The following is a 24,127-nucleotide window of genomic DNA, read 5'->3' as shown; positions in this document are numbered from 1 at the left end:
AAAAGCGCATGAGCACCCTTCGCCGCACCAGCAGCCTTCGCCGCACGCAGCAGCGCATGGCCGTGCTGTTCACCCTGCCGGCGCTGGCGGTCTATGCGCTGTTCGTCCTCTATCCCCTGGGGATGTCGCTCTGGGGCAGCTTCTTCGTCTGGAAGGGGCTGCGCATGGTCGAGTTCGCCGGCCTGTCGAATTTCTCAAGGCTGTTCGTTTTCCCCAGCGGCGCGCGGCTCTACGGCGCGCTGTGGCACAACACCGCCTGGTTCTTCGGCATCATGCTGTTCCAGAACGGAATCGGGCTTTTGTTCGCCTGGCTGCTGTTCCTGCGCGACAGGGGTGCTGCGTTCTTCCAGTCGGTGTTCTTCTTTCCGGCGGTGCTGAGCCCGGTCATCGTCGGCGCGCTGTGGCGGTTGCTTTTGGCACCGGGCGGCGTCGTCGAATGGGCGCTGAACGGGCTCGGCCTGCACCAGGGCAGCCTGACCGTGCTCGGCAACAGCCACACCGCGCTCGCCATGCTGATCGCCGTCGATGCCTGGAACTGGATGGGCCTGCCGGTGCTGATCTACACGGCAGGTCTGCGGCAGATTTCCGGCCAGATTTTCGAGGCGGCAAAACTTGACGGCGCCGGCAATGCGCGCATGCTGTTCTCGATCGCGCTGCCGCTGCTGATGCCGGCGCTGGGCACGCTGACGACGCTGTCGTTCATCAACACCTTCAACCAGTTCGACATCGTCTATGTCATGCAGGGCGTGCAGGGCAATCCGAGCTATTCGACCGACACGCTGGTGACGTACTTCTACCGGCTGGCCTTCGGCGCGGAAGGTGCTGTCGGCATCACCGATATCGGTCTGGCTTTGGCGCTCGGCACCGTGCTGTTCTTGATCCTCAGCATCGGCACGCTCATGATGCTGCGCTTCTTCGACCGCCGCACGGTGCAGCTATGAGCGCGCTGGCGATTTCGCAAAGACCGGCCATCTCTCGGCAGCTGGCGCGGCTGCCCGGCTGGACGGTGCTGGTCGTTTGGACGGCGGCCGTGCTGTTGCCGCTCTACATCCTTGTCGTCTCCTGTTTCAAGACCACGGCCGAGATCTACGACAACAGGCTCGGCCTGCCGCAAAGCTTTGCCTTCGACAATTTCATCAACGCCTGGACGCGCGCCGATCTCGGCCAGAATTTCATCAACAGCCTGATCGTCACGGGCGGCGCCGTCATCCTCACCATCGTCGTCTCGGCGATGGCCGCCTATCCGCTCAGCCGCTACAAGCTTGGCTGGAATGCCATCATGCTCGGCCTGTTCCTGTCCGGCATCATGCTGCCCATCCGGTTGGCCTCGGTCGAACTGTTCACGCTGATGCGCAATCTCGGCCTGCTGGATTCGCTGACCGGGCTGATCCTGGTCTATTCGGCGATCCGCATTCCCTTCGCCGTCTTCATCTTCGCCAATTTCATGCGCGTCTTGCCCTCCGAGTTGGACGAGGCGGCGCGCATGGACGGCGCCGGCGAGGTCCGCATCCTGTTCCAGATCATCCTGCCGATGGTCAAGCCGGCGGTGTCGATCGTGGCAATCTTCACCGCGATCGCGGTGTGGAACGATTTCTTCTTCCCGCTGATCTTCATCTTCGACGACCGCTACAAGACGGTGCCGCTGGCGATCAGCGTCTTCGTCGGCCAGTTCCGCACCGACTGGGGTCTGGTGTTCGCCTCGCTGGCGATATCCATGGCGCCCATCCTGATCATGTATTGTCTGCTGGCGCGCCAGATTCGCGAAGGCGTCGGTACCGGAGGGGGCATGAAATGATCGAAGACAGGATTTATGCGGCGAAATCGATCCTGGTGGTCGGCGCGCACGCCTTCGATGCCGAGGTGATGGCCGGGCCGCTGGCGGCCGCTGCCGTCAAGCGCGGCGCCACGGTGACCTTCCTGCATCTGACCATGGGTGAGCAGGGCCATCCGTACCTGGTTCCCGCGCATTATTGCGTGCAGAAGGAAGAGGAAGCGGGCAGCGCGGCGGAGCGGCTCGGCGTCGCCATGCGTAGCTTTGGCCTGCGCGACGGCTTCCTGCCCACAGACGATCAGACGGCGCTCGAAGTGGGCGACATTATTCGCGAGCTGAAACCCGAGATCGTCATCACCCATTGGCACGGCAGCTGGCACAAGGACCATCGCGCCGCCGCGCATTTGACGAAGACCGGTATCTTCTTCGCCGGACTGCCGACCGTTGCCAGCGACCATCCGGCGCACACGCCGCAACAGCTGCTGTTCGGCGAGAACTGGGAGGACGATGACGGCTTCCGGCCCGAGCATCTCGTCGATGTCAGCGACGGGTTCGAGGCCTGGCGCGACGCGGTCATGGAGTATGAGCTGGCGCGCGGCCTGAGCAGCTTCCCCTATGTCGACTATTACAGTTCGCTCTACCGGCTGCGCGGCTGCCTGCGCGGCACGCGCCATGCGCAGGCCTTCGCGGCGGCGTCGCATTCGTGGAATGCCGGCAGCGGCCTGTTCTCGCTCCCCTTCGGCAAAGGGTCCGGTCGATGAGGCGGGTACTCGCCATCGACCTCGGCGGCACCAATCTGCGCGCTGCCGTGTCTACGGGCGATGTCGGTGCGTTGGAGGCGCTGGGCAGCGAGCCGGCGCCGGCAACCCTTGATGCCTTCATTGCGCGCATCGACGCGCTGTGCGCCGAGGCCGGGTCGGCCGAAGCGCTTGGCATCGCGGTGCCGGGACTGGTCGAGGGCTCGGTCTGCCGCTGGATCCCCAACTTGCCGTTCCTCGACGGCGTCGATATCCAGCCGCTGTTTCCCAAACTGCGCGTAGCGCTCGGCAATGACGCGCAGATTGCGCTGCTGGCGGAGGCTGTCGAAGGCAGTGCGAAAAACATGTCGGATGCGATCCTGCTCGCCATCGGCACCGGCATCGGTTCGGCGGTGCTGGCCAATGGCCGCATCGTTGCCGGCGCGCATGGCGGCGCCTGCTCGTTCGGCTGGGCCTGCGCCGACGTCAAAGATCATGGCGAGGAGCGCAGCGGCTGGCTGGAGCGCGTCGCGTCGGGCCGGGCGCTTGATGCCCTTGCCGGACAGATCGGCCTTGCCGACGGCCGCCAGCTGATCGCCGCTGCCCAGGCCGGCGAACTGGCCGCACTCACCTTGCTTGAACTGCCGGCGCGACAGCTCGGCACCGCGCTTGCAGGCGCTGTCGCGCTGCTCGATCCGCAAGCGGTTCTGATTTCGGGTGGTTTGGCGGAGGCGCTGGATGTGATCCGGCCGCCGCTGCTTGCAGCGCTGCGACGCCAACTGCCGCCGCATCTGCGCGGCATCGACGTCAAGCCCGGAAAATTTGGTCCCCGCGCCGGCCTGGTCGGCGCGGCGCTGGCCGGCGCCGTTGGGCAAGGGTGGAGGCAGGTGCGATGAGCGAAGCAAGCTTTCAGCAGCCGGACCGCAGACGGCCGGAGCCGCTCTGGTATCAGGTCGAAGAGGCGATCCGCGCCATCGTCAAGAGCGGCGAATGGGCAACGGGCGACCAGATCCCGGCGGAGGACAGGCTGTGCGCCCTGTTCGGCGTCAGCCGTATCACGCTGCGCCACGCCTTGCGCAATCTCGAGGAGGCAGGACTGCTCAGGCGCGAACATGGCCGCGGCACGTTCGTGCGCTCGACCACGCTGGTCGCCGGCACGCGCGAACTGACCAGCTTCACCCAGGAGATGGGCAATATGGGCGTGGTCGCGGGCTCGCGTCTGCTCGACTGCAGCCTGACCACCGCCAACGCGGCGGCTGCCGGCGCGCTGGAGATCGAAGAGGGCGATCCGGTGGTGCGCATCCGCAGGCTGCGGCTCGGCAACAACGAGCCGATCGGCATCCAGACGGCGCAGCTGTCGGCCGTGCGCGTGCCGGGCTTCCTCGATGCCGGCCTGCTGCAGGGCTCGCTCTACGAGGCGCTGGAGCGCCATTACGGCATCGTGCCGGTGGCCGCGCGGGAGAACTACCGGGTCGGCGCGGTCGGCGCGGCGGACGCCGAACTGCTCGACCTCGCTGTCGGCAGCCCGGCCTTCGTCGTCGAACGCATCACCACCGACGAGCGCGGCCCGTTCGAATTCACCGTCTCGATCATGCGCGGCGACCGCTACGAAATCCGCTCGACGCTGCGCGCCGGACGCGTGCCGCTGAACCCGAGAAGCTGATCCATTCCAGACCGACACAGCAAACAGGAGTACCCACGTGTCCGATCTCTACATCCACCGTCTCGCCGCCCTCATCGACCAGGCTGCGAAAGCCAATGAAGAGGCCTTTGGCCAGGCCGCCAGCCGCTTTGCCGACTCGCTCGAGGGAGGCGGGCTGGTGCATCTCTATGGCTCCGGCCATTCGGTGCTGCCGGTGCAGGAAGTGTTTCCGCGCTATGGCAGCTATGTCGGCTTCAACCCCCTGACCGACCCGCGCGTGATGTGGCACAATGTGCTCGGCGCCGGCGGCGTGCGCGAGCTTTTGTGGCTGGAGCGTACGGAAAGATACGCCGAAAAATTCCTCGACCACCAGCCGCTCAACAAGGGCGACTCGATCATCATCTTCGGCCATAGCGGCCGCAACTCGTCGGGCATCGACACCGCGCTCTACGCCAGGAAGCGCGGCATCTTCGTCGTCGCTGTCACCAGCAAGAACAATCTGGACAAGCCAGCGACGCACTCCTCCGGCAAGCGGCTGGCGGATGCCGCCGACCTCGTCATCGACACCTGTTCGCCGATCGAGGACGCCATCGTGCCGGTCGAGGGCTGGAGCCGGCCGGTGTCGGCCTCATCGACGGTGCTTGCCATGATCCTGGCGCATGAGCTGATCGCGCGCACGGCCGAGCAGCTCGCCAAGCGCGGCATCGAACTGCCGGTCTTCGCCTCGCCGACCATTGCCGGCGTGACGTTGCACGACACCGACGTCATCTATGGCGTCTACCGCGAGCGTATGCTGGAGGCGCAGAAGAAGCACCTGCCGACCTTCCAGGCAACGATGCGCGGAGAGTGAAAAAAGGGAGGCCCGGCACATGCCGGGCCTCCGACGTCTCGTTCCGCAATTCCTATCCTCTCAACGCCGCTTCGGGCGCCCGGCAGGCGATTTGTTGCCGCGCGGCCCGCTCTGAACCGGCGTGTTGCCCTGGTTTTCCTCCGACAGCTTGCGCCAGCGGGCAAGGCGCTCGGGGTCGAGCGTACCCGCCTTCAACGCAGCCTGCACCGCGCAGCCCGGTTCGTGGACATGGGTGCAGTCGCGGAACTTGCACAGCGGTGCGAGCTCGGTGATTTCGGCAAACAGCGTGTCGATGCCGGATGCGACGTCGCTGACATGCAGCGTGCGCATGCCCGGCGTGTCGATTACCCAGCCGCCACCGGCGATGGGGTGCAGCGACCGCGCCGTGGTGGTGTGGCGACCCTTGGCATCGTGTTCGCGAATGCCCGCAGTCTGTTGCGGCGATTGCTGCGCCGCTCCGGCCAGCGTGTTGACCAGCGTCGATTTGCCGACGCCGGAGGAGCCGACCAGCGCCACCGTCTGCCCTGCGCCACACCAGGGAGCAAGCGCCGCTGCGGCATCGGCGACGCGCGGGTTCAGCGTCACTACGGGCAAACCACGCTGAAGGGCGGCAGCCTGGCTTTGGTATCTCTCGGCATCGTCAGCGGTGTCGGCCTTGGTCAGCAGGATCACCGGCGTCGTTCCGGCCTCGTTGGCCAGCGCCAGATAGCGCTCGAGCCGGGCGATGTTGAAATCGGCATTGCAGGACGTCACGATGAACAGCGTGTCGACATTGGCCGCGGCCAGCTGCGGGATCCTGCCGCCCTGGGTACGGCGCTCCAGCACCGTCTTGCGGGTCAGCCGGCGGAGCAGCAGATGTGTATGCTGCTCGACCAGCACCCAGTCGCCGACGGCGTAGTCGCCGGTGTTGGCATTGGCCGGCAGCGTCAGATCCACTGGCCCTGCCCGGGACAGGCCGGCCAGGCGGTCGCGGTGCACCGAGGCGATGCGCGTCGGCACGAGGTCTGCCTCATCGGCTTCAAGCTGGTCGCCGAAGAAATCCGTCCAGCCCAGGCTTGCGAGGGAGGCCGTCACGGCTTTGACCAGGGGGACGGCGTCACAGACATCGGAGAGTATCCTTTGGCAAAATGGGCGCGGACCCTCGGGGCGGTTGTTCAAGCCGTGTATGGGCGGCATGGCGGCATTTGGCAAGCCGAACCGCGCCGATGGCCGAGCCGTTTCGCGCACCACGTTGGAACGCATCGCGGCGGTGGTTCGCTGATGCGCTTACGCGTCGTTACTCTCAATGTCTGCAACACGGAAGGCGAACCGGAGCGCCTGGCGGCCATTAACCGGGAGCTGAGGCGGCTCGACCCCGATCTGTCGCTCTCCAGGACGTCGTCCAGACAGCCGATGTGAAATCCCTCGATAAGCTGCCGATGGTCTTGATTTGCATGCCACGCATCAGGCCTCGTCGTCGACCTCGAAGTTGGCAGGGACGGCTGAGGATGGCAGGTCGAGAAGCCTGCCAAAAGGGGGAGGGGGATGGCCGGTACCGCAGGGGGCGGGGGGTTGGGATGGGGTTGCCTGAAGCACCGGCCAAAGCGGGACAAGTCCCACGCCCACAAGCTAGCAGAGCTTGGATCGGTTCATATGGTGTGATCGCGGAACTGGCGCAAAAGCGCTTTCACATCCCCGCGCAGGCGTCGGCAACGAGCCCGCAACCGGGGGTTTCCGGTCGGTTGGTGGGTTGCGCAAGCGTCGGTTGAAGGCGCTGCGGGAGGCTGTCGTTTTTAGTGCGGTTCGAGTGCTATGCGCTCAGCGACAGGTGCTCAAGGCAGGGCAATCGCGTGGCGCCACCACATGCGTTTGTCCTGCTTACGCCACCGGCACCGTTCGCCCCGCAATCAGATCCGCAGCCTTCTCCGCAATCATGACCACGGCCGCGTTGGTGTTGGACGACACGATGCTTGGCATGACCGAGCTGTCGCAGACACGCAGGCCTTGCAGACCGCGCACGCGCAACTCGGGATCGACGACGCTGCCGGCATCGCCGCCCATCCGGCAGGTGCCGACTGGGTGATAGGCGCTGCGGCCATGTTCTCGGGCGAAGGCTTCGAGTGCTGAGCGCCCCTGCATCGCCTTGCCGGGCAGATGCTCGCGGCTGATGTATCTGGCGAAGGCTGGCTGCGACAGGATTTCGCGGCTGATCTCGATGCCGTCGATGGCGCGTTCGAGATCATAGCGGTCGGCGAACGGGTTGGGGTCGATGATGGGCGCATCGCGCAGGTCCGCGGACTCGAGCGTGACGCTGCCGCGCGAACGCGGGCGCACATGGTAGGAGTTCAGCGTGCAGCCATTGCCGCCGGGAACCGAGCCGATGCCTTCCTCAACGCCGGCGCCGGGCAGGAAATGGAACTGGATGTCCGGCGTCTTCTCCGCGCGGTCGCCCCACCAGAAGCCGCCGGCCTCGACGATGTTGGAGGCCACCGGTCCTTTGCCGAACAGCGCATATTCGAGACCGGCAACCGCCTGCCAGCGCTTCTTCTTGTAACGGTCGATGCCATGCGGGCCGTTGAGTTCGGCGACGACGTCGACGTCCATGTGATCGTGCAAATTCTGGCCGACGTTTTTGGAATCGTGGATCACCTTGATGCCGTGCTGGCCGAGATGCGCGGCCGGGCCGATGCCGGACAGCATCAGCAATTTCGGCGAGCCGATGGCGCCGGCGGTGACGATGACTTCGCGCTCGGCGCGGAGCAGTTCGGTGCGGCCATTGGCGATGATCTCCACGCCAATGGCACGGCCGTTCTCGACCACGATGCGGCTGACGGAGGCGTCGGTGCGTAGCGTCAGATTCTTGCGGCCGAGCGCCGGCTTTAGATAGGCGACCGCCGTGCTCGAGCGTTTCCCCCGACGCGTCGTCGTCTGGTAGAAGCCGGCGCCCGCCTGCTCACCGGCGTTGAAGTCGGCGCGGAAAGGAAGGCCCGCCTGCTGCGCCGCCTTGACGAAGATGCGGGTCAGCGGATGCGGCGCGCCGCTGGAGACGCCGAGCGGGCCGTCAGTGCCGTGCTGCGCATCGGCAAAAGTGTCGTTGCCCTCGGAGCGGACGAAGTAGGGCAGCACGTCGGCATAGCTCCAGCCGGCACAGCCATCGTCGGTCGCCCAGCCATCGTAGTCCTGCGGGCAACCACGGGTGAACACCTGGGCGTTGATCGAGGAGCCGCCGCCGAGCACACGCGCCTGCGGATAGACCATGGTGCGGCCGTCGATCTCCTTGCCGGGCGCGGTGTCATAGCCCCAGATCAGAGGCCCCGACGTCATCTTGAAGAAGCCGACCGGCAAATGGATGTAGCGGTCGGTGTCGGGCGGACCGGCCTCGAGCAGCACGACGGACACGTCCGGGTCCTCGCTCAGCCGGGCGGCCAGAATGCAGCCAGCCGAACCGCCGCCGACAATGATGTAATCCGTCATTTCCACTCCCGGGTTCTCTTTGTTGGAGCATGATCTCCGGACAAAACGGTTTCCCGATTTGTCCGAGAAAACCGGTTCCCACTTCCAGGGATCATGCTCCGGCGGGCGATGAAAATCACCGCCCCTTCCTCTTGCGCGCGACGATCTCAAGTCGCTTGTGCCGCGTCAAGAGAAAGGGTATGGTTATCGTGTTGAAGGGTTGTCGTACAAGTGGAGGAGCTTGACGATCCTCACCAGGAGGTCCCGGCCGCGCTCCACGCGCAAGATGCCGGGCGGAACAGAATTCAATCGGGAGGTTTCGAGGTATGAACGACACGAAGAATTTTGCGGTCAACCGGCGCACGCTGATGATGGGCGCCACCGCCGGCGTGGCGGCACTCGCCATGCCGAGCGTGTTGCGCGCGCAAGACAAGCCGACACTGGTGACGTCGATCCGCTCGCTGTCCAACCCCTATCACGCGGTGTGGAAGACCGGCGCCGAAGCGTATGCCAAATGGGCCGGGCTGGAACACGTCACGCTGGTTTCGGAAGGCAACAGCGAGAAGGGCATTGCCGACATCAAGGCGATGCTGGCCAAGACCGGCGGCAATATGGTGCTGAATTCCGATCCCAACGACACGCCCGATGCGCGCCCGATCGTCGAGGCCTGCGCCAAGGCCGGCGCCTATGTGGTGACGCAGTGGAACAAGCCTGGGGATCTGCACCCGAAGGATTTCAACCCGAACTATGTCTCGCATATCGAGTTCGACGGCATCGACAGCGGCAAGACCATCGCCGAGATCCTGTTCAAGACCATTGGCGGCAAGGGCGGCATCGTAGCGCTCGGCGGCCTGATCTCGACCACGGCGGCGATCGAGCGCAAGAAGGGCCTCGACGCAGCCCTTGCCGCCAACCCAGGCATCAAGCTGCTCGACTTTCAGGTCGCCAACTGGAAGTCGACCGAAGCCTTCGACCTGATGGGCAATCTGCTCACCCGCTTCGGCGACGACATCAAGGGCATCTGGGCGGCCAATGACGATATGGGCTCCGGCGCACTGGAAGCGCTGCGTGCCGAAAATCTCGCCGGCAATGTGCCGATCGTCGGCGTCGACGGCATCAAGACGGCGGTCGATGCGGTGCGCACCGGCGAGTTCGCCTGCACGGTCACTTCGGATCCGTTCTGGCAGGGCGGCATGGGTCTAGCCATCGGCTACAACGCCAAGATCGGCAAGTTCGACCCGACCAAGGAGCCCCCGGAGCACCGCGAGTTCTACGGCAAGGCGGTGCTGATCTCGCACGACAATGTCGAGGAATATTACAAGACCAATGTCGATGCGAAGCCCGAGATCGACTGGAACGATCTGTGGGGCCGGGTCACCGGAGCAATCCGCACCTGATCCATCGGAGTGGGCTGCAACTCCCTGGCGGCCCGCTTCCTCCCGCAGCCGTCGCGATCCCCTTGTCGCGACGGCTGTCACCAGCAGACGGGAAGCGGTTTCTTGACAATCCATACAGAACCCCTGAAGTCCGTTTCGGACATCGAGCGGACGACGCCCATGACACCGTTCCCCGGCCGCATCGCGACATTCCTGGGCGGCAGGCGCTGGCGCAGCCTGGCGCCGCTGGCGGTGCTGATTGTACTCTGCGTACTCATCGCCATTGCCAATCCCAATTTCATCGAGCTGCGCAATCTGGTGCGGCTTGCGAATTCCGCCGCCGTGCCGCTGACGCTGGCGATGGGGCTGACCTTCATCATCCTGATGGGCAGCATCGACCTCGCAGTCGAAGGCACGCTTTCGGTGGCGGCAATGGTGCTTGTGCTGCTCGCCGCCAATGACGGCAACGGCAACGACTATGGCTGGTGGGCGGTGCTCGCTGCCATCGCCGCCGGCACCGCCATGGGCTTCGTCAGCGGTCTCGTCCAGACCATGCTGCGCATCCCGTCCTTCATGGGCACGCTCGGCATGTGGTTCATCGGCCTCGGCCTGTCGGTCTATATGCTGGGCGGCACGGCCATCAAGCTGAACGACGCCTCGATCCGCGACCTGGCCTTGCACCGTTTCCTCGGCCTGCCGGTGGCGGTCTGGGTCGCGTTCGGCGCCTTCCTGCTCGCCACTGTCATCCAGTATCACACCAAGCTCGGCCGCCACATATTGGCGATCGGCGGCGATGAGGATGTCGCCAAGCTCTCCGGCGTCAATGTCGTGCGCGTGCGCATCGCCGCTTTTGCGCTGGCAGGGTTCTTCTTCGGCATTGCCGGCGTGCTGGCCGCGGCACAGCTCGGCCAGTCGCACGCCGTCATCGGCGACGGCAGGCTGTTTGCAGCGGTCACCGCAGTGGTCGTCGGCGGCACCGCTTTGACCGGCGGCGAGGGCGGCGTCGTCAACACGCTGATCGGTGTGCTGATCGTCACCGTGCTTGCCAATGGCATGATCCTGCTCGGCATCTCGCCCTACATCCAGCAGACGGTGCAGGGTCTGATGATCATCGCCGCGGTGGCGCTGTCGCTCGACCGTGTCCGCCTGAAAATCGTCAAGTGAACGCCATGCTGCAGGCGTCCAACATCATCAAGAATTTCCCCGGCGTCCAGGCGCTGCGCGACGTCTCCATCGAAGTGCGGCCCAATGAAGTTGTCGGGCTGATCGGCGAGAACGGCGCCGGCAAGTCGACGCTGATGCGGGTGCTGGCCGGCGGCTACCGCCCGGATGGCGGCTCGCTCACGCTGGATGGCGAACAGCTGCGCATGCGCAACGCCCGTGATGCGGCCAGGCATGGCATCGGCATGGTGTTCCAGGAGCAGTCGCTGGTGCTGAACCTGACGGTTGCCGAAAACATCTATCTCGGCGAGGAGGACCGCTTCACCCGCTTCGGCCTCGTCAATTGGCGCGCCATGAACGCGGCGGCGCGGCGGCAACTGGCCAAGATCGGCATCGACATCGACGTCACCGCGCGCACCTCCGAACTCACCTTCGCCGCACGCCAGATGGTCGAGCTCGCCAAGGCGCTGACCTTGGAGGAAGTGGTCGAGCGGCAGTTGCTCATCCTGCTCGACGAGCCGACCTCGGTGCTCAACGCCGCTGATATCGAGGTGCTGTTCGCGCGGGTGCGCTCGCTTAAATCCCGCGCCAGTTTTGTGTTCGTCTCGCACCGCCTCGACGAGGTGCTCAACATCTCCGACCGTGTCTACACGATGAAGGACGGCGCGGTCGTCGCCGAGCACCGCGCAGCTGAAGTCACCGCGCCGGAGCTGCACGAGATCATGGTCGGGCGCGGCCTGCAGGCCGAATATTACCGCGAGGCCCGCCAGCTCGCGCCGCGCGATACAGTGATGGTCGAGGCCAAGGGCCTTGGCGCCAACGGTTACTATCACGGCGTCGATCTCTCGATCCGGGCGGGCGAGATCGTCGGCATTGCCGGCGTCGTCGGCTCCGGCCGCGAGGAGGTGACGCGCACCGTTGGCGGCTTCGTCCAGCATGATGCCGGCAAGATGAAAATCGCCGGCGATGCCGTGCGCTTCTCCTCGCCGGAGCCGGCTGTGCGCAAGGGCATCGGCTATGTCCCGCGCGAGCGCCGGCTCGAAGGGCTGGTGATGTTCCTGTCGATCGCGGAGAACATTTCGCTGGCCGATCTCTCCAGCGTCATGCGCCATGGCGCCATCGACTATGGCAAGGAGCGCCGGCTTGCCGCCGACTGGATCAAGCGGCTGCGCATCAAGGCGCCCGGTCCCGATGCCGCCTGCCGCAAGCTCAGCGGCGGCAACCAGCAGAAGGTGGTGCTGGCGCGCTGGATGACGGCGGGCTCGCGCATCCTGGTGCTCGACCATCCCACACGCGGCCTCGATGTCGGCGCCAAGGAGGAGGTCTACGAATTGGTGCGCGATCTCTCGGCGCAAGGCGTGGCGATCCTTTTGATTTCCGACACGCTGGAGGAAACGATCGGTCTGTCGCACCAGGTGCTGGTGATGCGCGACGGTGCAATCACCGCGCGCTTCGATGCCAGTCCGGGCAACAAGCCGAACCAGGTCGATCTTCTCAGGGCAATGGTGTGAACCGATGAATGAGGCGTTCTCCATCAGGCAGGTTTTCGAGGGCAAGTGGACGCAAGGCGCCATTCCGCTGATCCTGCTGGTCGGCCTGCTGCTGATCATCGAGATCGCCGCGCCCGGCTTCCTCACCGGCGAAACCGTGGCGCTTTTGTTTGCCAACACCGCCGTGCTGTTCATCCTGGCGACCGGCGTCACCTTCGCCATTCTGCTCGGCGGCATCGATTTGTCGATCCAGGCGGTGGCATCGCTGGCCAGCGTCATCCTGGCGCAATTGCTGCCGTCGCTCGGCCTCGCCGCCTTTCCGGTGGCGATCCTGTCGGGGCTCGCCTTCGGCGTGTTGAGCGGTGTCGTGCACGTCAAGCTGCGCGTGCCGTCCTTCGTCGCGACACTCGCCACCGGCGGCGTGGTCACCGGCCTGGCGCTCTGGGTCTCCAATGGCCGCGCCATCACCATCGAGGAGGCTGGTCGCGAAAACACCGCCTGGATCAACGCCACTGTCGCCGGCATTCCCGTGGTGGTGCTGATTTCGGCGGTCATCGGCATCGCCGCCTTTCTGGCGCTGCGCTACACGCGCTTCGGCCGGCAAGCGATCGCGGTCGGCGCCGGCGAACCGGCGGCGTGGGCGGCCGGCATCAATGTCGACCGCACCAAGATCATCGCCTTTGCCGCGTCGGGTATGCTCGCGGCCATCGCCGGCGTCGTGCTGGCAGCCAGGCTGTCGAGCGGTTCGCCAGTGCTGGCCAACCAGCTGCTGCTGCCGGCCATCGCCGCCGTAATCGTCGGCGGCACGGCGATCACCGGCGGGCTCGGCGGCGTTGCGCGCACGGCGGTCGGCGCGCTGATCATCTCGATCGTGCGCATCGGCATGACCTTCGTCGGCGTCAATATTTTCCTGGAAAACATGGTGTTCGGCGCGGTGCTTATTGCCGCCGTCGCCATCACCATCGACCGCAGCAAGATCGCGGTCATCAAGTGATCCCGCCTCCCAGGCAAGCGCGGACAGGACGGGACCGCATCGGCGCGCGGCCGATGCGGTCCGGCCCGATCGGATTACATCGTGTCGAGGCCGATCAGCTCGATCTTGTAGCCGTCGGGGTCTTCGACGAAAGCGATGTGGGTGGTGCCGTGCTGCATCGGGCCGGGCTTGCGCGGGATCTTGGCGCCGCGCTTTTCCAGTTCGGCGCAGACGGCGTAGATGTCGTTGACGCCGAGCGCCAGATGGCCGAAGCCGGTGCCGATCTCGTAGGGTTCCTCGCGGCCCCAGTTCAGCGTCAGCTCGACGACGGCTTCCTTGTCCTCGGGGCCATAGCCGACAAAGGCGTTGGTGAACTTGCCGCCGGGGTAGTCGTCGCGGCGCAGCAGGGTCATGCCGAGCACCTCGGTGTAGAAGGCGATCGACTTGTCAAGGTCGAGCACCCTGATCATGGTGTGCATATAGCGAAATCCCGGGGCGTCGCTCATTGGGGAAGTCCTCCGAATTCTGTGATTTGCGGGTCTGATCATCCACATCGCACGGTTGGCGGCAAGCCTCGCTTGATGTTCTCAATCAGGGTTGTATGATAACACGACAACGCCGGTATTTGTCCAGCCGTTTTGCCGAGGGGCCCAGAGCCAATCCATGAATGCCGTGCCGCCACCCTCCGCATCGCAGATCGCAGCCCTGGCCGGCTTGCTGCCGAATGGCGGGCTGCTGACCGAGGAAGTGGATCTGGCGCGCTACAGCCGAGATTGGTCGGGCGATCATTTCGGCCGGCCGCTGGCGGTGGCGCGGCCCTCTTCGGTGGAGGAAATGTCGGCGCTGATGCGGTTCTGCCATGCCGAGCGCATTCCGGTCGTGCCGCAAGGCGGCCTGACCGGGCTCGTCGGCGCCGCAGTGGCGGCGGATGGCGGCGAGATCGTCATCTCGCTGGAGCGCATGAACAGGATTCGCTCGATCAGCCCGATCGACTTCGCCATGGTGGTCGAGGCCGGCTGCATTCTCGAGGACGCCAAGCGCGCCGCCGAAGCGAGCGACTGCCTGCTGCCGATCACTTTCGGCGCGCAGGGCAGCTGCCGCATCGGCGGCAATGTCGCCACCAATGCCGGCGGCTTCAACGTGCTGCGCTACGGCATGACGCGCGACCTGGTGCTTGGCCTCGAAGTGGTGCTGGCCGACGGCCGCATCTGGAACGGGCTGAAAGTGCTGCGCAAGGACAACCGCGGCTATGATCTGAAGCAGATCTTCATCGGCTCGGAGGGCACGCTAGGCATCGTCACCGCGGCGGCGCTGAAACTATTCCCCAAGCCGACGCAGATCGAAACCGCGCTGGTTGGCCTGCGTTCCGTCGAGGACGCGATGGCACTCTATGCAAGGGCGCGGCGCGATTGCAGCGATTTGCTCACCGCCTTCGAACTGATCCTGCGCGGCGGCATCGAGATCACCATGCGCGAAGGCCAGGGTTTTGCCGAACCGGTCGGCAAGCCGTACCCAGCCTATGTGCTGATCGAGGTGTCGTCGGGCGGGCTGATCGACCTCTCCAATATGCTGCTGGGGTTTCTCGGCAGCGTCGAGGACATCGTCGAGGACGGCGTCATCGCTTCGACCAGGGCTCAAGGTGAGCGGTTGTGGCTCTACCGCGAGATCATGGTCGAGCGGCAGGGCAGGGGCGGGCGCTACCTGCGCACCGATGTGTCGGTGCCGATCTCCAGGCTTGCCGATTTCGTCACCGATGCGCTGGCCGCCTTGGAGAAAGCCCGGCCCGACGCGCTGGCCGTCACCTACGGCCATGTCGGCGACGGCAACATCCACCTCAACGTCGTGCCGCCGGAAGGCATGGGCACCGAGGCGATGGAACATCTGTTCGAGCAGGCGGAAGCCGAGATCTTCACCGTCGTCGATCGCTATGGCGGCTCTATCAGCGCCGAGCACGGCATCGGCCGGGTCAAGCAGAAGGCGTTCCTCGAACGCATCGATCCGGTGACGCTCGACCTCGCCGCCGGCATCAAGGACGCATTCGACCCGCGCCACATTCTCAGCAACGGCCGCATTCTGGCGTCCGCACCCGCCGTCGACTATAGGTGAGCGATGACGCTGAAACTCGACAAGGTCAATCGCGGCCCACACCTCTCCACTCTGGTGGCCAGTTCCATCTCGCGCGAGATCGCGCAAGGCCGGCTGAAGCCGGGTGACCAGCTGCCGACCGAGGCGGCGCTGGCAACCACTTTCGGGGTCAGCCGCAACGTGGTGCGCGAGGCGATAGCGCGGCTGCGCTCGGAAGGCCGAATCTGGTCGCAGCAGGGGCGCGGCGCCTTCGTGGTCGAGAGCAACAACCCGACGGTGCTGACCATCGACCATGAGACGCTGCAGCGCGCCGACTCGTTTCGCAATCTGTTCGAACTGCGTGGCATCCTCGAAGTGCAGGCAGCGGCCCTTGCCGCAAAACGGCGCAGCGACGCCGATCTCAAAGCCATGGGCGATGCGCTGTCCGGCATGCGCGCCGCCCCCTATGGCAGCGTCGCCTGGCTGCGCAGCGACCTCGAATTCCACCGCACCGTCGCCGAGGCGACGCGCAATTCCTACATGGGCCAATTCCTGGTCTTCGTGTCCGAGCGGGTGCGCGAAAGCATTCTCGCCGCCGGCAACCAGCAAAAGTCGGACGACATGGCCTGCATCACGCTCGGCGAACATGAGCGCATCCTGAGAGCGATCCGTGCCGGCGACGCCGAAGGGGCGCAAGCCGCGATGCGCGACCATCTGGCGGGCGCGGCGCTGCGGGTGGGGTTGCATGAGGGGGAAGCTGCGGAGATAGCGCCGGGGCCCGAGGCAGCGTCTCCGGTGCGGCATTCGCGGTTGCGGAAGGCTGTGCGCGGGCAGGCTTAGGGATAGCCTTGCCTTATCCGCGCGCTGGGCCAATCGCCTATGGCAGCGCTGACCCCCACTCCGTCTCGGCTTCGCCGAGCCACCTTGCCGGGGCGAGCCACGGGTCTCGCCCGTCCTTCGGACCCCCCATTTCATGGGGGATGAGGAAATGCCAATTCCGAGATCGCAGCCCTTCAAAAGCTTGGGTTTCCTCTCCCCCACGAATGTGGGGGTAGAGGTGGCTCGGCGAAGCCGAGACGGAGTGGGGGAGCGCCATATCAGATTTCACACGGTCGTCGGCTCAACCAGCTCAGGGCCGGAGATAGGCCGCCGGCCCCCCCACTATTTCAGCGGCAGAAACAGCTCAAGCACCACTTCGCGCACCTGTCCGTTCGACGAAAAGTGCCGTTGGCAGTAGATCGGAAAGTCGCGTGCTTCCTCGCCGCTGGCCGGAAGCCACTCCTGATAGAGGTAAAGCGCGGCCGGCTCGAGATTGTTGGTGTTGCCGGGGTAGCGCAGCACCGCGCAGCGTCCGCCGGGGATGATTCCGGCCTTCATCTGTGCGTCCTCGATCGGCCCGCCTTCTACCGGCAGGTCGGTTCCGGCACAGATGTCCATGCTGTAATCGGCCGGGTTCGCCGGCTCCCTTTCGGAACGGAAGATGTTGAAGGTCGGGCTTGTCTCGGGCGAGAGGCCGGCCGCCTTGCGCCAGGCGATGAAGCGCTGGATGGTGTCCTGGAGCGTCGCCCGGTCGCCGCGATGCTCCATGATCGCCACCGGCGTCGGCGGCACTTCGCGGATCATTACGTCGTCGGGTTCGAAGATTATCTGCATGAGCGTGGTCCTTGCTTTGTCGAGCGGCCCGAAGGCCATGAGCCACGCCCCCCAGTCGGGAGACTTCCGGAACGACGAAGGCGATTGTCCGAACCGTTGCCGAAAGGCGCGGGCGAAGGCATCCGGTGCGTCGTAGCCGGCATCCATCGCTATGTCGGTGACGCTTTGGGCGTCGCTCTCGGCAAGCCTGTAGGAAGCGCGCTTCAGGCGGGTGAGCTGGACATAGCGATGCACGGACAAGCCGAAGGTGGACGTAAACTGCCGGTGGAAATGGTATTTCGAGAACGCCGCGACGCCGCTCAAGGATTCCAGGCCCAGATCGTCGTCCAGATGCTGGTCTATGTGATCCAGCACCCGCTGCATCCGGGCTTGGTAGTTTTCAAGTGCCGTCATCAACGTCTCGTCCTGCGTGGCGACACCAGATAGGCGCTCTTGGAGATGTCGCGCTCGACCGATCTTGCGGTTTGGCATGGATGGATCGGTGCTGGGCGCGGGCAATTCATGACTGTGGAAGGTTTCTCCGCAAGGAGGTTTCGGGATAGCGGTTTCGGCCCGCGCCCTCAATCGCGCCCATAGCACATGTCAGCGCTGGCCTCCTCTCCGTCTCGGTTTCGCCGAGCCACCTCTCCCCATTATGAGGGCGAGGAATCGCTATCGCAGAGGTCGCGGCCCGGAAAAAATTCGGTAATAGGTAGCAGCTACACCTGAGATTCCCGCGCTGCGCTGGGCATGTTACGGGCATTATGCTACGGTTCGAATGTCGGAGGCAGCATGACCCAGTTGATACTTACGGGAACGATCGGCGGGCTTCTTGGCACCGGGCTGGCTCTAATTGGTGTTCGGCAGGTGAGGATTCTCGACTGTGTGGTCGCGTTCGGCATGTTGCTTCTGGGGCTGACGTGGTTTGTGGGCTAGCGCAACGCGCTTGTTAGCTCGACGGCTTCTCACGCAGTTGCACCGATCCTGTCCCGTTCCATTGGATGAACTCAGCCTTCTTGTCACAATCGCTTCAACAGCGGTTCGTGGACCTCACGAAGCGCGCGGTAGTGCTCACTCGGGTACGCTAGGAACGGACCGACGATGGTCTTGTGCATCGCCTCCGCTGCTACCAGAAAGCGCCCGATTTGGGGAGCGCCGTACGAGGTTTTACTCCGCCGCCTCCACCAGCGACACCCCATTCAGCCCCGCCACAATATCCGACAGCGCCGGCACGAACTTCTCGCCGTGGCCGGTGGTGACTGCCGTGGCGAACCCATTGCGCACCGCGGCGCCGATCGGGTTGGCGATGCCGGTGGCCTGGGCGAAGGAGGCGAGGTAGGTCATGTCCTTCAGCGCATTGGCGATGGCGAAGCGCTGGGCGTTTTCGTTGCGGTTGAGGACGAAATCGAAGAAGGCCTGGTAGAAGCCGCAATCCATGCGGCTGCCGGAGATGACGCTGTTGAAGACCTGCGGCGTCAGGCCGGCCTTGGCGCCGAGGCTCAGCGCTTCCGAGTAGATCGCGGAATAGCCCATCGAGACGAAATTGTTGAGCAACTTCATGGTGTGGCCGCTGCCGGTCGGGCCGGTGTGGACGATTCGCGCGGCGAAGGCCTCGAGCACCGGCCGCGCTCGGGCGACGATTTCGGCCGGGCCGCCGACCATGACGTCGAGCTTGCCCTCGGTGGCTTCCTTGGGCGTGCGCGCCAGCGGCGCGTCCATCAGCGTCATCCCCTGCTCCGCGACGTCGGCGGCAAGCGCTGTCGTCGATGACGGATTGGAGGTCGAGCAGTCGATGATCAGCAGCGGCGTCTTGGCCGCAGCAAGCCCGTCTGCGCCCTTGACCAGCGCTTCGACCTCGCGCGAACCGGTGACGCACAGGATGACGATGTCGCTCGCGGTGGCGAGCGCGCGCGGGCTTGGCGCTTCGGTGGCGCCGGCGGCGATCAGCCGGTCGGCGGCCGTGCGGCTGCGGTGGACATGCACCGTCAGCGGCCAGCCCTTGCGCAGCAGATTGTCGGCCATGCCGGCGCCCATACTGCCCAGGCCGATGAAGCCGATGCGTTCTTTCATGCAATCCTCGGGTTTTTTCATGTAATTCTCCTTGGACCCACACCGGCGGGCTCACCTTTCGTCACCTTGCGGCGAGCACCTGTCGATGCAATCCTTTGAACAAGAATCGAACCGGAGTCGCGCTGATGGCGGAGCCCATGACTTTCGACGCCATACCGCAGGCGCCCAACCTGCGGACGGGTCTGGTCAACACGCTGATTGCGCAGATCGAATCCGGTGACCTTGCGCCGGGGCAGCGGCTGCCGACCGAGCAGGAGATTGTTGCTGCCACAGGCGTCAGCCGCACCGTGGTGCGCGAGGCGCTGGCGGCGCTGCGTGCGCGCGGGCTGATCACCACGCGCCAGGGGCTCGGCGCCTTCGTCGCCAAGGATCCGCCGCCGAAGACGTTTTCCGTGCTGCCCGACGATCTCGAATCGATCGACGAGGTGCTGCGCGTGCTCGAACTGCGCATGGGCATCGAGGTGGAAGCGACCGGCCTTGCGGCCCAACGGCGCAGCGAGGCGGCGCTTCAACAGATGAGCGCGCGGCTCGACGCGCTGGAGGCGGCGGTGCGTGCCGGCGGCTCCGGCTCGGAAGAGGATTTCGGCTTCCACCGCGCCATTCTCGCCGCGACGCAGAACCCGAATTTCACCCGGCTGTTCGACACGTTCGGCAGCGCCATGGTCCCGCGCCATTGGACGCGGCTCGACCGCATGACGGAGGCCGAGCGGGAAAAATATCTCGACCGCATGCAGCGCGAGCATCGCGCCATTCTCGGGGCCATCGAAGCCAGGGACGTCAACGCCGCGCGCCGCGCCATGCGCAGCCATCTGACCAAAAGCTATGCCCGCTTCGAGGATCTGCGCAACAAGGCTGTTCACGATTAGGGGGCCAACCACGGTTGACGGACTGCTCATCCGGCGACCCCGTCGGAGATCGAGTTCGCGAATCAGCGACATGTTCCTCCCGGCTCGAAATCGTTGCAATCTTACCGGGTTGTCATACAACCCAGTGATCTGGTAAATCCAGGGAAGAGGGATGTCAATCGCGTTGCCGTGCGGTATGAGGCTCCCCGAAAAATCGCAATCATGGAGCCGGCATTGCCGGCGAAGCCGCAAGTCAGGAACAGCGAAATGCATTCACGGAAATTTGGCCGTACCGGCAGATCAGTCAGCGAGATCGGCTTCGGCGCCTGGGCAATCGGCGCAGCCTGGGGCGAGGTCAATGACGACGATGCGGTGGCCGCCCTGCATGCCGCGCTCGATGCCGGCGTCAGCTTCCTCGACACCGCCGACGTCTATGGCGACGGCCGTTCGGAAAAGCTGATCGCACGGGTGATGAAGGAACGCGGTGGCGCGCGCCCGTTCATCGCCACCAAGGCCGGACGGCGGCTGCCGAAGCAGACGGTCGAGGGCTACAGCGTCGAGAACCTCACCGGCTGGATCGACCGCAGCCTGAAATACCTCGAGACCGACACGCTCGACCTGGTGCAGCTGCATTGCCCGCCGACCGATCTCTACTATCATCCGGAGGTGTTCGAGCGTCTCGACAAGCTCACCGAGCAGGGCAAGATCCGCAATTACGGCGTCAGCGTCGAGCGCGTCGAAGAGGCGCTGAAGGCGATGCAATATCCCGGTGTCGTCAGCGTGCAGATCATCTTCAACGCCTTTCGCCAGCGCCCGGCCGAGCTGTTCTTCGACCAGGCGAAGAAGAACGATGTCGCCGTCATCGCCCGCGTGCCGCTGGCCAGCGGCCTGCTGTCCGGCAAGTTCAGGACGGACACCAAGTTCGAGACCACCGACCATCGCCTGTTCAACAGGAATGGCGAAGCCTTCGATGTCGGCGAGACGTTTTCGGGCGTGCCCTATGAGGTCGGGCTGGGGGCGGTCGAGAAGGTGCGGCCGCTGGTGTCAGGCGACACCACCATGGCGAAATTCGCGCTGCGCTGGATCCTGATGTTCGACGCGGTGACGGTTGTCATCCCCGGCGCCCGCAATCCGGCGCAGGCGGTTTCCAATGCGGAAGCGGCTGAGCTTGCGCCGTTATCCTCCGAGTTGATGGCCAAGGTGAAGGCGGTCTACGATGAGAACATCAAGCCCTACGTGCATCAGCGCTGGTGAGCCAGCGCCTGCCGCCCTCGACCGGCTGACTGACCAGAGGTCAGCCGGGGCAAAATTGCGCTCGTCGTTACAAGCTGTGCAGCGGCTCCTGTGATCCACCGGTCATTTAATCGGCCGTGCCGCTTGTTATTGTGCAGTGCAGCAACGATATTGCTGCGTGTGCGTTGTGTGCACGAGTCTGCCCATTCCGGCGCGCAAGGATACCAATTTGCGAGACATATCCGATACGATCGCCCGGCTGAGCGCGATGCGCCGCCGGCCAGCCGGTGCAGGACAGAGCAAGGAAGATCACCTGTCCGAGATAACAGGGTTCGGGTCCAATCCGGGCGCCTTGCGTGCGCGGCTTTATCTTCCTGAAAACCTGCCGAAGCAGGCGGCGCTGGTCGTGGTGCTGCATGGCTGTACCCAGACTGCCGCCGGCTACGACCATGGTTCCGGCTGGACCGAACTTGCTGCCGATCAGGGTTTTGCCGTGCTTTTCCCCGAGCAGCAGCGCGCCAACAACGCCAATCTTTGCTTCAACTGGTTCGTGCCAGGCGATATAAGCCGCGACAGCGGCGAGGCGCTGTCCATCCGCCAGATGATCGAGGCGGCGGTGGTCACTCACGGTCTCGACCGCAAGCGGATATTCGTCACCGGCCTTTCCGCTGGCGGCGCCATGGCGGCGGTGATGTTGGCGACCTACCCGGACGTGTTTGCCGGTGGCGCGATCATTGCCGGGCTTGCCTATGGCAGCGCCTCGACCATCCCCGAAGCCTTCGACCGCATGCGTGGCCATGGCGGCCCGTCCAGAAGCGACCTGCAGCGTCTTTTGCGGGAGGCCTCGCCGCACAAGGGGCCGTGGCCGAGGATTTCGGTCTGGCAGGGCTCGGCCGATACGACCGTGGTGCCTTCCAATGCCGACGCGGTGCTGGCGCAATGGCAGGGCGTGCACGGCCTCGCTCAAGCACCGACACGCACGGAAAAGGTCGACGGTCAGAGCCGAAAAGTCTGGTCCGATGGCAAAGGCCGCGACGTGGTCGAGGCATACAGCATTGCCGGCATGGGCCATGGCACACCATTGCAGGCGAGCGGCGACAATGCTCTCGGCAAAGCAGGGCCGTTCATGTTGGATGTCGGGATTTCCTCGACGCGCCACATCGCCCGTTTCTGGGGGCTGACGAAGCCAGAGGTACGACGCACGGCGAAAGCCAAGGCCGCTTCAGGCACTGCATTGCAGCCTTTCTCGCTGAAGGAAAAACCGCGAGCTGTCCGTGTCGATCCGGCCCCGGAGCCTGTCAATCCGCCAGGCGGTCCGGCGGGCGGGATTACCAAGGTCATCGAGGACGCGCTGCGGGCAGCGGGATTGATGCGCTGAGGCTGAGGCTCCCCCCGCACAAAGGACAAGGGCAAGCGCCAGCATCATTATCGCAGCAGGCCTTCGTCCTCGAACGCATCCCAGCCCTTCAGTCCGGGCGGCGGGCCATCCGTGTCCCGGGCGTTCCTCGCAGTGCGAGCCTGCCCGGTGCCCTTTCCCGCGCGCGTCAGCGCGGCCTTGCCCGCGCCGCGCCGCCTGTTCTCGGCGACCTCCTGGACATCCTGCTCTCTCCAGACGGTTGCCAGATCGCGGTCCAGGACGTCCTCGATGTGGCGCGGGTCGAAAACGTGGAAGGTGACAGACTTTGATCGCCCACGCATCTTGACGGTGCGTGTGCCGGTGCTTTGCAGCCGACCGTCCTTGAGCCATTTGTGGCGCTCGCGCGAAGAGATCGTAAGGATATCCTCGACCTCGCGTGGAAGCACAGGCAGCGCTTCCACTCCCTCCAGTGTTTTGGAGATACTGGCAGAGGCGGCCTTGAACGCTTCCGCTTCGGATCTCGACATTCGCAATGCGATGCGGCCCGTCTCGGCCTTGACGTGCTTCCTGACTGCCCATGGCAGCCGGGCTCTGACTTCACGTTCGATCCCCTTGGAGCGCGCGGCGGACCCGAGTGTCGCTGACGGCGACAACGGCCATTCGGCAATCAGTTGCGGGGACGGGCTCATGCTTTCCTGGGGCTGGGTTGGTTCGACGTTAACACGGCGAGAGCCGGTCAAGCCAAGGCAACAGCGAAAAGGGGCAGGTCCGATGAGAACCCGCCCCTTATGGCCGAATCTGAACGTCGCTTTCAGTGCGCCGACAGCACCTTCGGCCCCGCCGCCGTACGGCGACGGGGCTCGATGATCAGAGTGGGCTGGCGTTGCGCGTTCTGTCGCGCTCGGCCTCGATGTCGGTGTAGGGGTCGGCATTGGCATCGAAGCCGGTCCAGCCCCCGGCTTCATAGGCGCGTCGGCGGTCTTGCAGATCGACCGAGTTGGATTCGCCAAGAATACGCTCTGCCTCGTCGGCGAGTTCGTCGCTGACCCTGGCCGTCACCATCGTGCCACCGCGGCGAACGCCCTCCGCATAGACATGCGCATCCCTTTCGGGGACGCCTGACTCGGTCAGCGCCCCGACGATGCCACCGGCAGCGCCACCGACGACCGCGCCGCCAACGGCGCCGACCGCGGTGGCGGCCAGCCATCCTGCGGCCACGACAGGACCGACGCCAGGAATGGCCATGATGCCGAGCCCTGTCAGAAGCCCTCCGGCGCCGCCAATGACGGCTCCGAGACCGGCGCCCCCGGCTGCATCCTCGGCGGCGTTGGAAGTGTCGCCGTCGTCGTACCAGTCGTCCGAATTGTTGGCGACGATGCTGATGTCGGCCTGCGGCACGCCGATTGCCTCCAGTTCGCCGACGGCATCGGAGGCGTCATCGTAGTTGTCGAAAAGTCCGGTTACGGTTTTCATGGTCTTGATCTCCTCGATCTG

The 24,127-nt window shown here is 65.1% G+C and carries 23 protein-coding genes; 16 read left to right on the top strand and 7 right to left on the bottom strand.

What is annotated here, in order from left to right:
- Positions 1–8 precede the first annotated feature (8 nt).
- Genes NKJ78_RS22945 through NKJ78_RS22920 form a run of 6 tightly spaced genes read left to right on the top strand, consistent with a single transcriptional unit; the run spans position 9 to position 5,000 of the window.
- Positions 9–941: a carbohydrate ABC transporter permease gene (locus tag NKJ78_RS22945; RefSeq protein ID WP_027049764.1), complete on the top strand. Its 933-nt coding sequence runs from the start codon at positions 9–11 to the stop codon at positions 939–941.
- On the top strand, positions 938–1,795 hold the full coding sequence (locus tag NKJ78_RS22940; protein ID WP_352460752.1) for a carbohydrate ABC transporter permease: 858 nt from the start codon (positions 938–940) through the stop codon (positions 1,793–1,795). Before NKJ78_RS22945 ends, NKJ78_RS22940 begins: the two co-directional genes overlap by 4 nt.
- Positions 1,792–2,532: a PIG-L deacetylase family protein gene (locus NKJ78_RS22935; protein WP_352460751.1), complete on the top strand. Its 741-nt coding sequence runs from the start codon at positions 1,792–1,794 to the stop codon at positions 2,530–2,532. The genes NKJ78_RS22940 and NKJ78_RS22935 overlap by 4 nt, the downstream gene beginning before the upstream one ends.
- Complete coding sequence (locus tag NKJ78_RS22930; RefSeq protein ID WP_352562645.1) at positions 2,529–3,404, top strand: ROK family protein; 876 nt, start codon at positions 2,529–2,531, stop codon at positions 3,402–3,404. Before NKJ78_RS22935 ends, NKJ78_RS22930 begins: the two co-directional genes overlap by 4 nt.
- Complete coding sequence (locus NKJ78_RS22925; protein ID WP_023683130.1) at positions 3,401–4,171, top strand: GntR family transcriptional regulator; 771 nt, start codon at positions 3,401–3,403, stop codon at positions 4,169–4,171. The genes NKJ78_RS22930 and NKJ78_RS22925 overlap by 4 nt, the downstream gene beginning before the upstream one ends.
- A 37-nt stretch (positions 4,172–4,208) precedes the next feature.
- Entirely contained in the window at positions 4,209–5,000 is a 792-nt protein-coding gene (locus NKJ78_RS22920) for a sugar isomerase domain-containing protein (RefSeq protein ID WP_352562644.1), read from the top strand.
- A gap of 60 nt (positions 5,001–5,060) precedes the next feature.
- Here the strand turns inward: NKJ78_RS22920 and rsgA are convergent, their stop codons facing one another.
- Positions 5,061–6,086: a ribosome small subunit-dependent GTPase A gene (gene rsgA / locus NKJ78_RS22915; RefSeq protein ID WP_023683132.1), complete on the bottom strand. Its 1,026-nt coding sequence runs from the start codon at positions 6,084–6,086 to the stop codon at positions 5,061–5,063.
- A 771-nt stretch (positions 6,087–6,857) separates the two neighbouring features.
- A complete protein-coding gene (locus NKJ78_RS22910; RefSeq protein ID WP_352460748.1) occupies positions 6,858–8,453 on the bottom strand; it encodes a GMC family oxidoreductase in 1,596 nt (531 codons plus the stop codon).
- A 305-nt stretch (positions 8,454–8,758) separates the two neighbouring features.
- Here NKJ78_RS22910 and NKJ78_RS22905 point away from each other — a divergent pair, with 305 nt between their 5' ends.
- The 4 genes from NKJ78_RS22905 to NKJ78_RS22890 all read left to right on the top strand — a co-directional run bounded on the left by NKJ78_RS22905 (position 8,759) and on the right by NKJ78_RS22890 (position 13,453).
- Positions 8,759–9,829, top strand: a complete 1,071-nt coding sequence (locus NKJ78_RS22905) for a sugar ABC transporter substrate-binding protein (RefSeq protein WP_352460747.1) — start codon at positions 8,759–8,761, stop codon at positions 9,827–9,829.
- Between the two features lie 159 nt (positions 9,830–9,988).
- Positions 9,989–10,972 (top strand): ABC transporter permease, encoded by a 984-nt coding sequence (locus tag NKJ78_RS22900; RefSeq protein WP_352562643.1) that lies wholly within the window; start codon positions 9,989–9,991, stop codon positions 10,970–10,972.
- A 5-nt stretch (positions 10,973–10,977) separates the two neighbouring features.
- Positions 10,978–12,480, top strand: a complete 1,503-nt coding sequence (locus NKJ78_RS22895) for a sugar ABC transporter ATP-binding protein (RefSeq protein WP_352460763.1) — start codon at positions 10,978–10,980, stop codon at positions 12,478–12,480.
- Between the two features lie 4 nt (positions 12,481–12,484).
- Positions 12,485–13,453, top strand: coding sequence for an ABC transporter permease (locus NKJ78_RS22890; RefSeq protein ID WP_023700940.1), 969 nt, complete (start codon positions 12,485–12,487; stop codon positions 13,451–13,453).
- A 74-nt stretch (positions 13,454–13,527) separates the two neighbouring features.
- Here the strand turns inward: NKJ78_RS22890 and gloA are convergent, their stop codons facing one another.
- Entirely contained in the window at positions 13,528–13,938 is a 411-nt protein-coding gene (gene gloA, locus NKJ78_RS22885; RefSeq protein ID WP_019856614.1) for a lactoylglutathione lyase, read from the bottom strand.
- A 157-nt stretch (positions 13,939–14,095) separates the two neighbouring features.
- On the opposite strand from gloA, the gene NKJ78_RS22880 reads away from it, so the two are divergent.
- On the top strand, positions 14,096–15,538 hold the full coding sequence (locus tag NKJ78_RS22880) for an FAD-binding oxidoreductase (RefSeq protein WP_352460745.1): 1,443 nt from the start codon (positions 14,096–14,098) through the stop codon (positions 15,536–15,538).
- A gap of 3 nt (positions 15,539–15,541) precedes the next feature.
- Positions 15,542–16,336 carry a FadR/GntR family transcriptional regulator gene (locus NKJ78_RS22875; RefSeq protein ID WP_352460744.1) on the top strand — a complete coding sequence of 265 codons (795 nt, stop codon included), beginning with the start codon at positions 15,542–15,544 and terminating at the stop codon, positions 16,334–16,336.
- 321 nt (positions 16,337–16,657) lie between these two features.
- On the opposite strand, the gene NKJ78_RS22870 is transcribed toward NKJ78_RS22875, so the two are convergent.
- The gene (locus NKJ78_RS22870) at positions 16,658–17,545 is read right to left on the bottom strand and encodes an AraC family transcriptional regulator (protein ID WP_352460762.1); all 888 of its coding nucleotides are present in this window, start codon (positions 17,543–17,545) and stop codon (positions 16,658–16,660) included.
- Positions 17,546–17,920: 375 nt separating this feature from the next.
- Here NKJ78_RS22870 and NKJ78_RS22865 point away from each other — a divergent pair, with 375 nt between their 5' ends.
- The gene (locus NKJ78_RS22865; protein WP_023756462.1) at positions 17,921–18,064 is read left to right on the top strand and encodes a hypothetical protein; all 144 of its coding nucleotides are present in this window, start codon (positions 17,921–17,923) and stop codon (positions 18,062–18,064) included.
- A gap of 231 nt (positions 18,065–18,295) precedes the next feature.
- Here the strand turns inward: NKJ78_RS22865 and NKJ78_RS22860 are convergent, their stop codons facing one another.
- The gene (locus NKJ78_RS22860) at positions 18,296–19,198 is read right to left on the bottom strand and encodes an NAD(P)-dependent oxidoreductase (RefSeq protein ID WP_352460761.1); all 903 of its coding nucleotides are present in this window, start codon (positions 19,196–19,198) and stop codon (positions 18,296–18,298) included.
- A 125-nt stretch (positions 19,199–19,323) separates the two neighbouring features.
- Here NKJ78_RS22860 and NKJ78_RS22855 point away from each other — a divergent pair, with 125 nt between their 5' ends.
- The 3 genes from NKJ78_RS22855 to NKJ78_RS22845 all read left to right on the top strand — a co-directional run bounded on the left by NKJ78_RS22855 (position 19,324) and on the right by NKJ78_RS22845 (position 22,654).
- Positions 19,324–20,064: a FadR/GntR family transcriptional regulator gene (locus NKJ78_RS22855; protein ID WP_352460743.1), complete on the top strand. Its 741-nt coding sequence runs from the start codon at positions 19,324–19,326 to the stop codon at positions 20,062–20,064.
- Between the two features lie 246 nt (positions 20,065–20,310).
- Positions 20,311–21,297 carry an aldo/keto reductase gene (locus NKJ78_RS22850; protein WP_352460742.1) on the top strand — a complete coding sequence of 329 codons (987 nt, stop codon included), beginning with the start codon at positions 20,311–20,313 and terminating at the stop codon, positions 21,295–21,297.
- Positions 21,298–21,505: 208 nt separating this feature from the next.
- The gene (locus NKJ78_RS22845; protein WP_352460741.1) at positions 21,506–22,654 is read left to right on the top strand and encodes an extracellular catalytic domain type 1 short-chain-length polyhydroxyalkanoate depolymerase; all 1,149 of its coding nucleotides are present in this window, start codon (positions 21,506–21,508) and stop codon (positions 22,652–22,654) included.
- Positions 22,655–22,701: 47 nt separating this feature from the next.
- Here NKJ78_RS22845 and NKJ78_RS22840 read toward each other — a convergent pair whose 3' ends face one another.
- Together NKJ78_RS22840 and NKJ78_RS22835 are read right to left on the bottom strand one after the other, a co-directional pair.
- Positions 22,702–23,322: a hypothetical protein gene (locus tag NKJ78_RS22840; protein ID WP_352460740.1), complete on the bottom strand. Its 621-nt coding sequence runs from the start codon at positions 23,320–23,322 to the stop codon at positions 22,702–22,704.
- A 178-nt stretch (positions 23,323–23,500) separates the two neighbouring features.
- A complete protein-coding gene (locus tag NKJ78_RS22835; RefSeq protein ID WP_023704148.1) occupies positions 23,501–24,106 on the bottom strand; it encodes a general stress protein in 606 nt (201 codons plus the stop codon).
- Positions 24,107–24,127: the final 21 nt, after the last annotated feature.

Origin of the sequence: Mesorhizobium sp. M0037 (assembly GCF_040323635.1) — a bacterium.
Taxonomy (GTDB): domain Bacteria; phylum Pseudomonadota; class Alphaproteobacteria; order Rhizobiales; family Rhizobiaceae; genus Mesorhizobium.
This window is presented reverse-complemented; position numbering and strand designations above follow the sequence as displayed.

Coding starts and splice junctions, on each gene's coding strand:
- NKJ78_RS22905 (WP_352460747.1), top strand. CDS start 8,759: ATGAACGACACGAAGAATTTTGCGGTCAACCGGCGCACGCTGATGATG.
- NKJ78_RS22930 (WP_352562645.1), top strand. CDS start 2,529: ATGAGGCGGGTACTCGCCATCGACCTCGGCGGCACCAATCTGCGCGCT.
- NKJ78_RS22840 (WP_352460740.1), bottom strand. CDS start 23,322: ATGAGCCCGTCCCCGCAACTGATTGCCGAATGGCCGTTGTCGCCGTCA.
- NKJ78_RS22910 (WP_352460748.1), bottom strand. CDS start 8,453: ATGACGGATTACATCATTGTCGGCGGCGGTTCGGCTGGCTGCATTCTG.
- NKJ78_RS22880 (WP_352460745.1), top strand. CDS start 14,096: ATGAATGCCGTGCCGCCACCCTCCGCATCGCAGATCGCAGCCCTGGCC.
- NKJ78_RS22855 (WP_352460743.1), top strand. CDS start 19,324: ATGGCGGAGCCCATGACTTTCGACGCCATACCGCAGGCGCCCAACCTG.
- NKJ78_RS22945 (WP_027049764.1), top strand. CDS start 9: ATGAGCACCCTTCGCCGCACCAGCAGCCTTCGCCGCACGCAGCAGCGC.
- NKJ78_RS22895 (WP_352460763.1), top strand. CDS start 10,978: ATGCTGCAGGCGTCCAACATCATCAAGAATTTCCCCGGCGTCCAGGCG.
- NKJ78_RS22940 (WP_352460752.1), top strand. CDS start 938: ATGAGCGCGCTGGCGATTTCGCAAAGACCGGCCATCTCTCGGCAGCTG.
- NKJ78_RS22860 (WP_352460761.1), bottom strand. CDS start 19,198: ATGAAAGAACGCATCGGCTTCATCGGCCTGGGCAGTATGGGCGCCGGC.
- NKJ78_RS22925 (WP_023683130.1), top strand. CDS start 3,401: ATGAGCGAAGCAAGCTTTCAGCAGCCGGACCGCAGACGGCCGGAGCCG.
- NKJ78_RS22865 (WP_023756462.1), top strand. CDS start 17,921: ATGACCCAGTTGATACTTACGGGAACGATCGGCGGGCTTCTTGGCACC.
- NKJ78_RS22900 (WP_352562643.1), top strand. CDS start 9,989: ATGACACCGTTCCCCGGCCGCATCGCGACATTCCTGGGCGGCAGGCGC.
- NKJ78_RS22835 (WP_023704148.1), bottom strand. CDS start 24,106: ATGAAAACCGTAACCGGACTTTTCGACAACTACGATGACGCCTCCGAT.
- NKJ78_RS22935 (WP_352460751.1), top strand. CDS start 1,792: ATGATCGAAGACAGGATTTATGCGGCGAAATCGATCCTGGTGGTCGGC.
- NKJ78_RS22850 (WP_352460742.1), top strand. CDS start 20,311: ATGCATTCACGGAAATTTGGCCGTACCGGCAGATCAGTCAGCGAGATC.
- gloA (WP_019856614.1), bottom strand. CDS start 13,938: ATGAGCGACGCCCCGGGATTTCGCTATATGCACACCATGATCAGGGTG.
- NKJ78_RS22875 (WP_352460744.1), top strand. CDS start 15,542: ATGACGCTGAAACTCGACAAGGTCAATCGCGGCCCACACCTCTCCACT.
- NKJ78_RS22890 (WP_023700940.1), top strand. CDS start 12,485: ATGAATGAGGCGTTCTCCATCAGGCAGGTTTTCGAGGGCAAGTGGACG.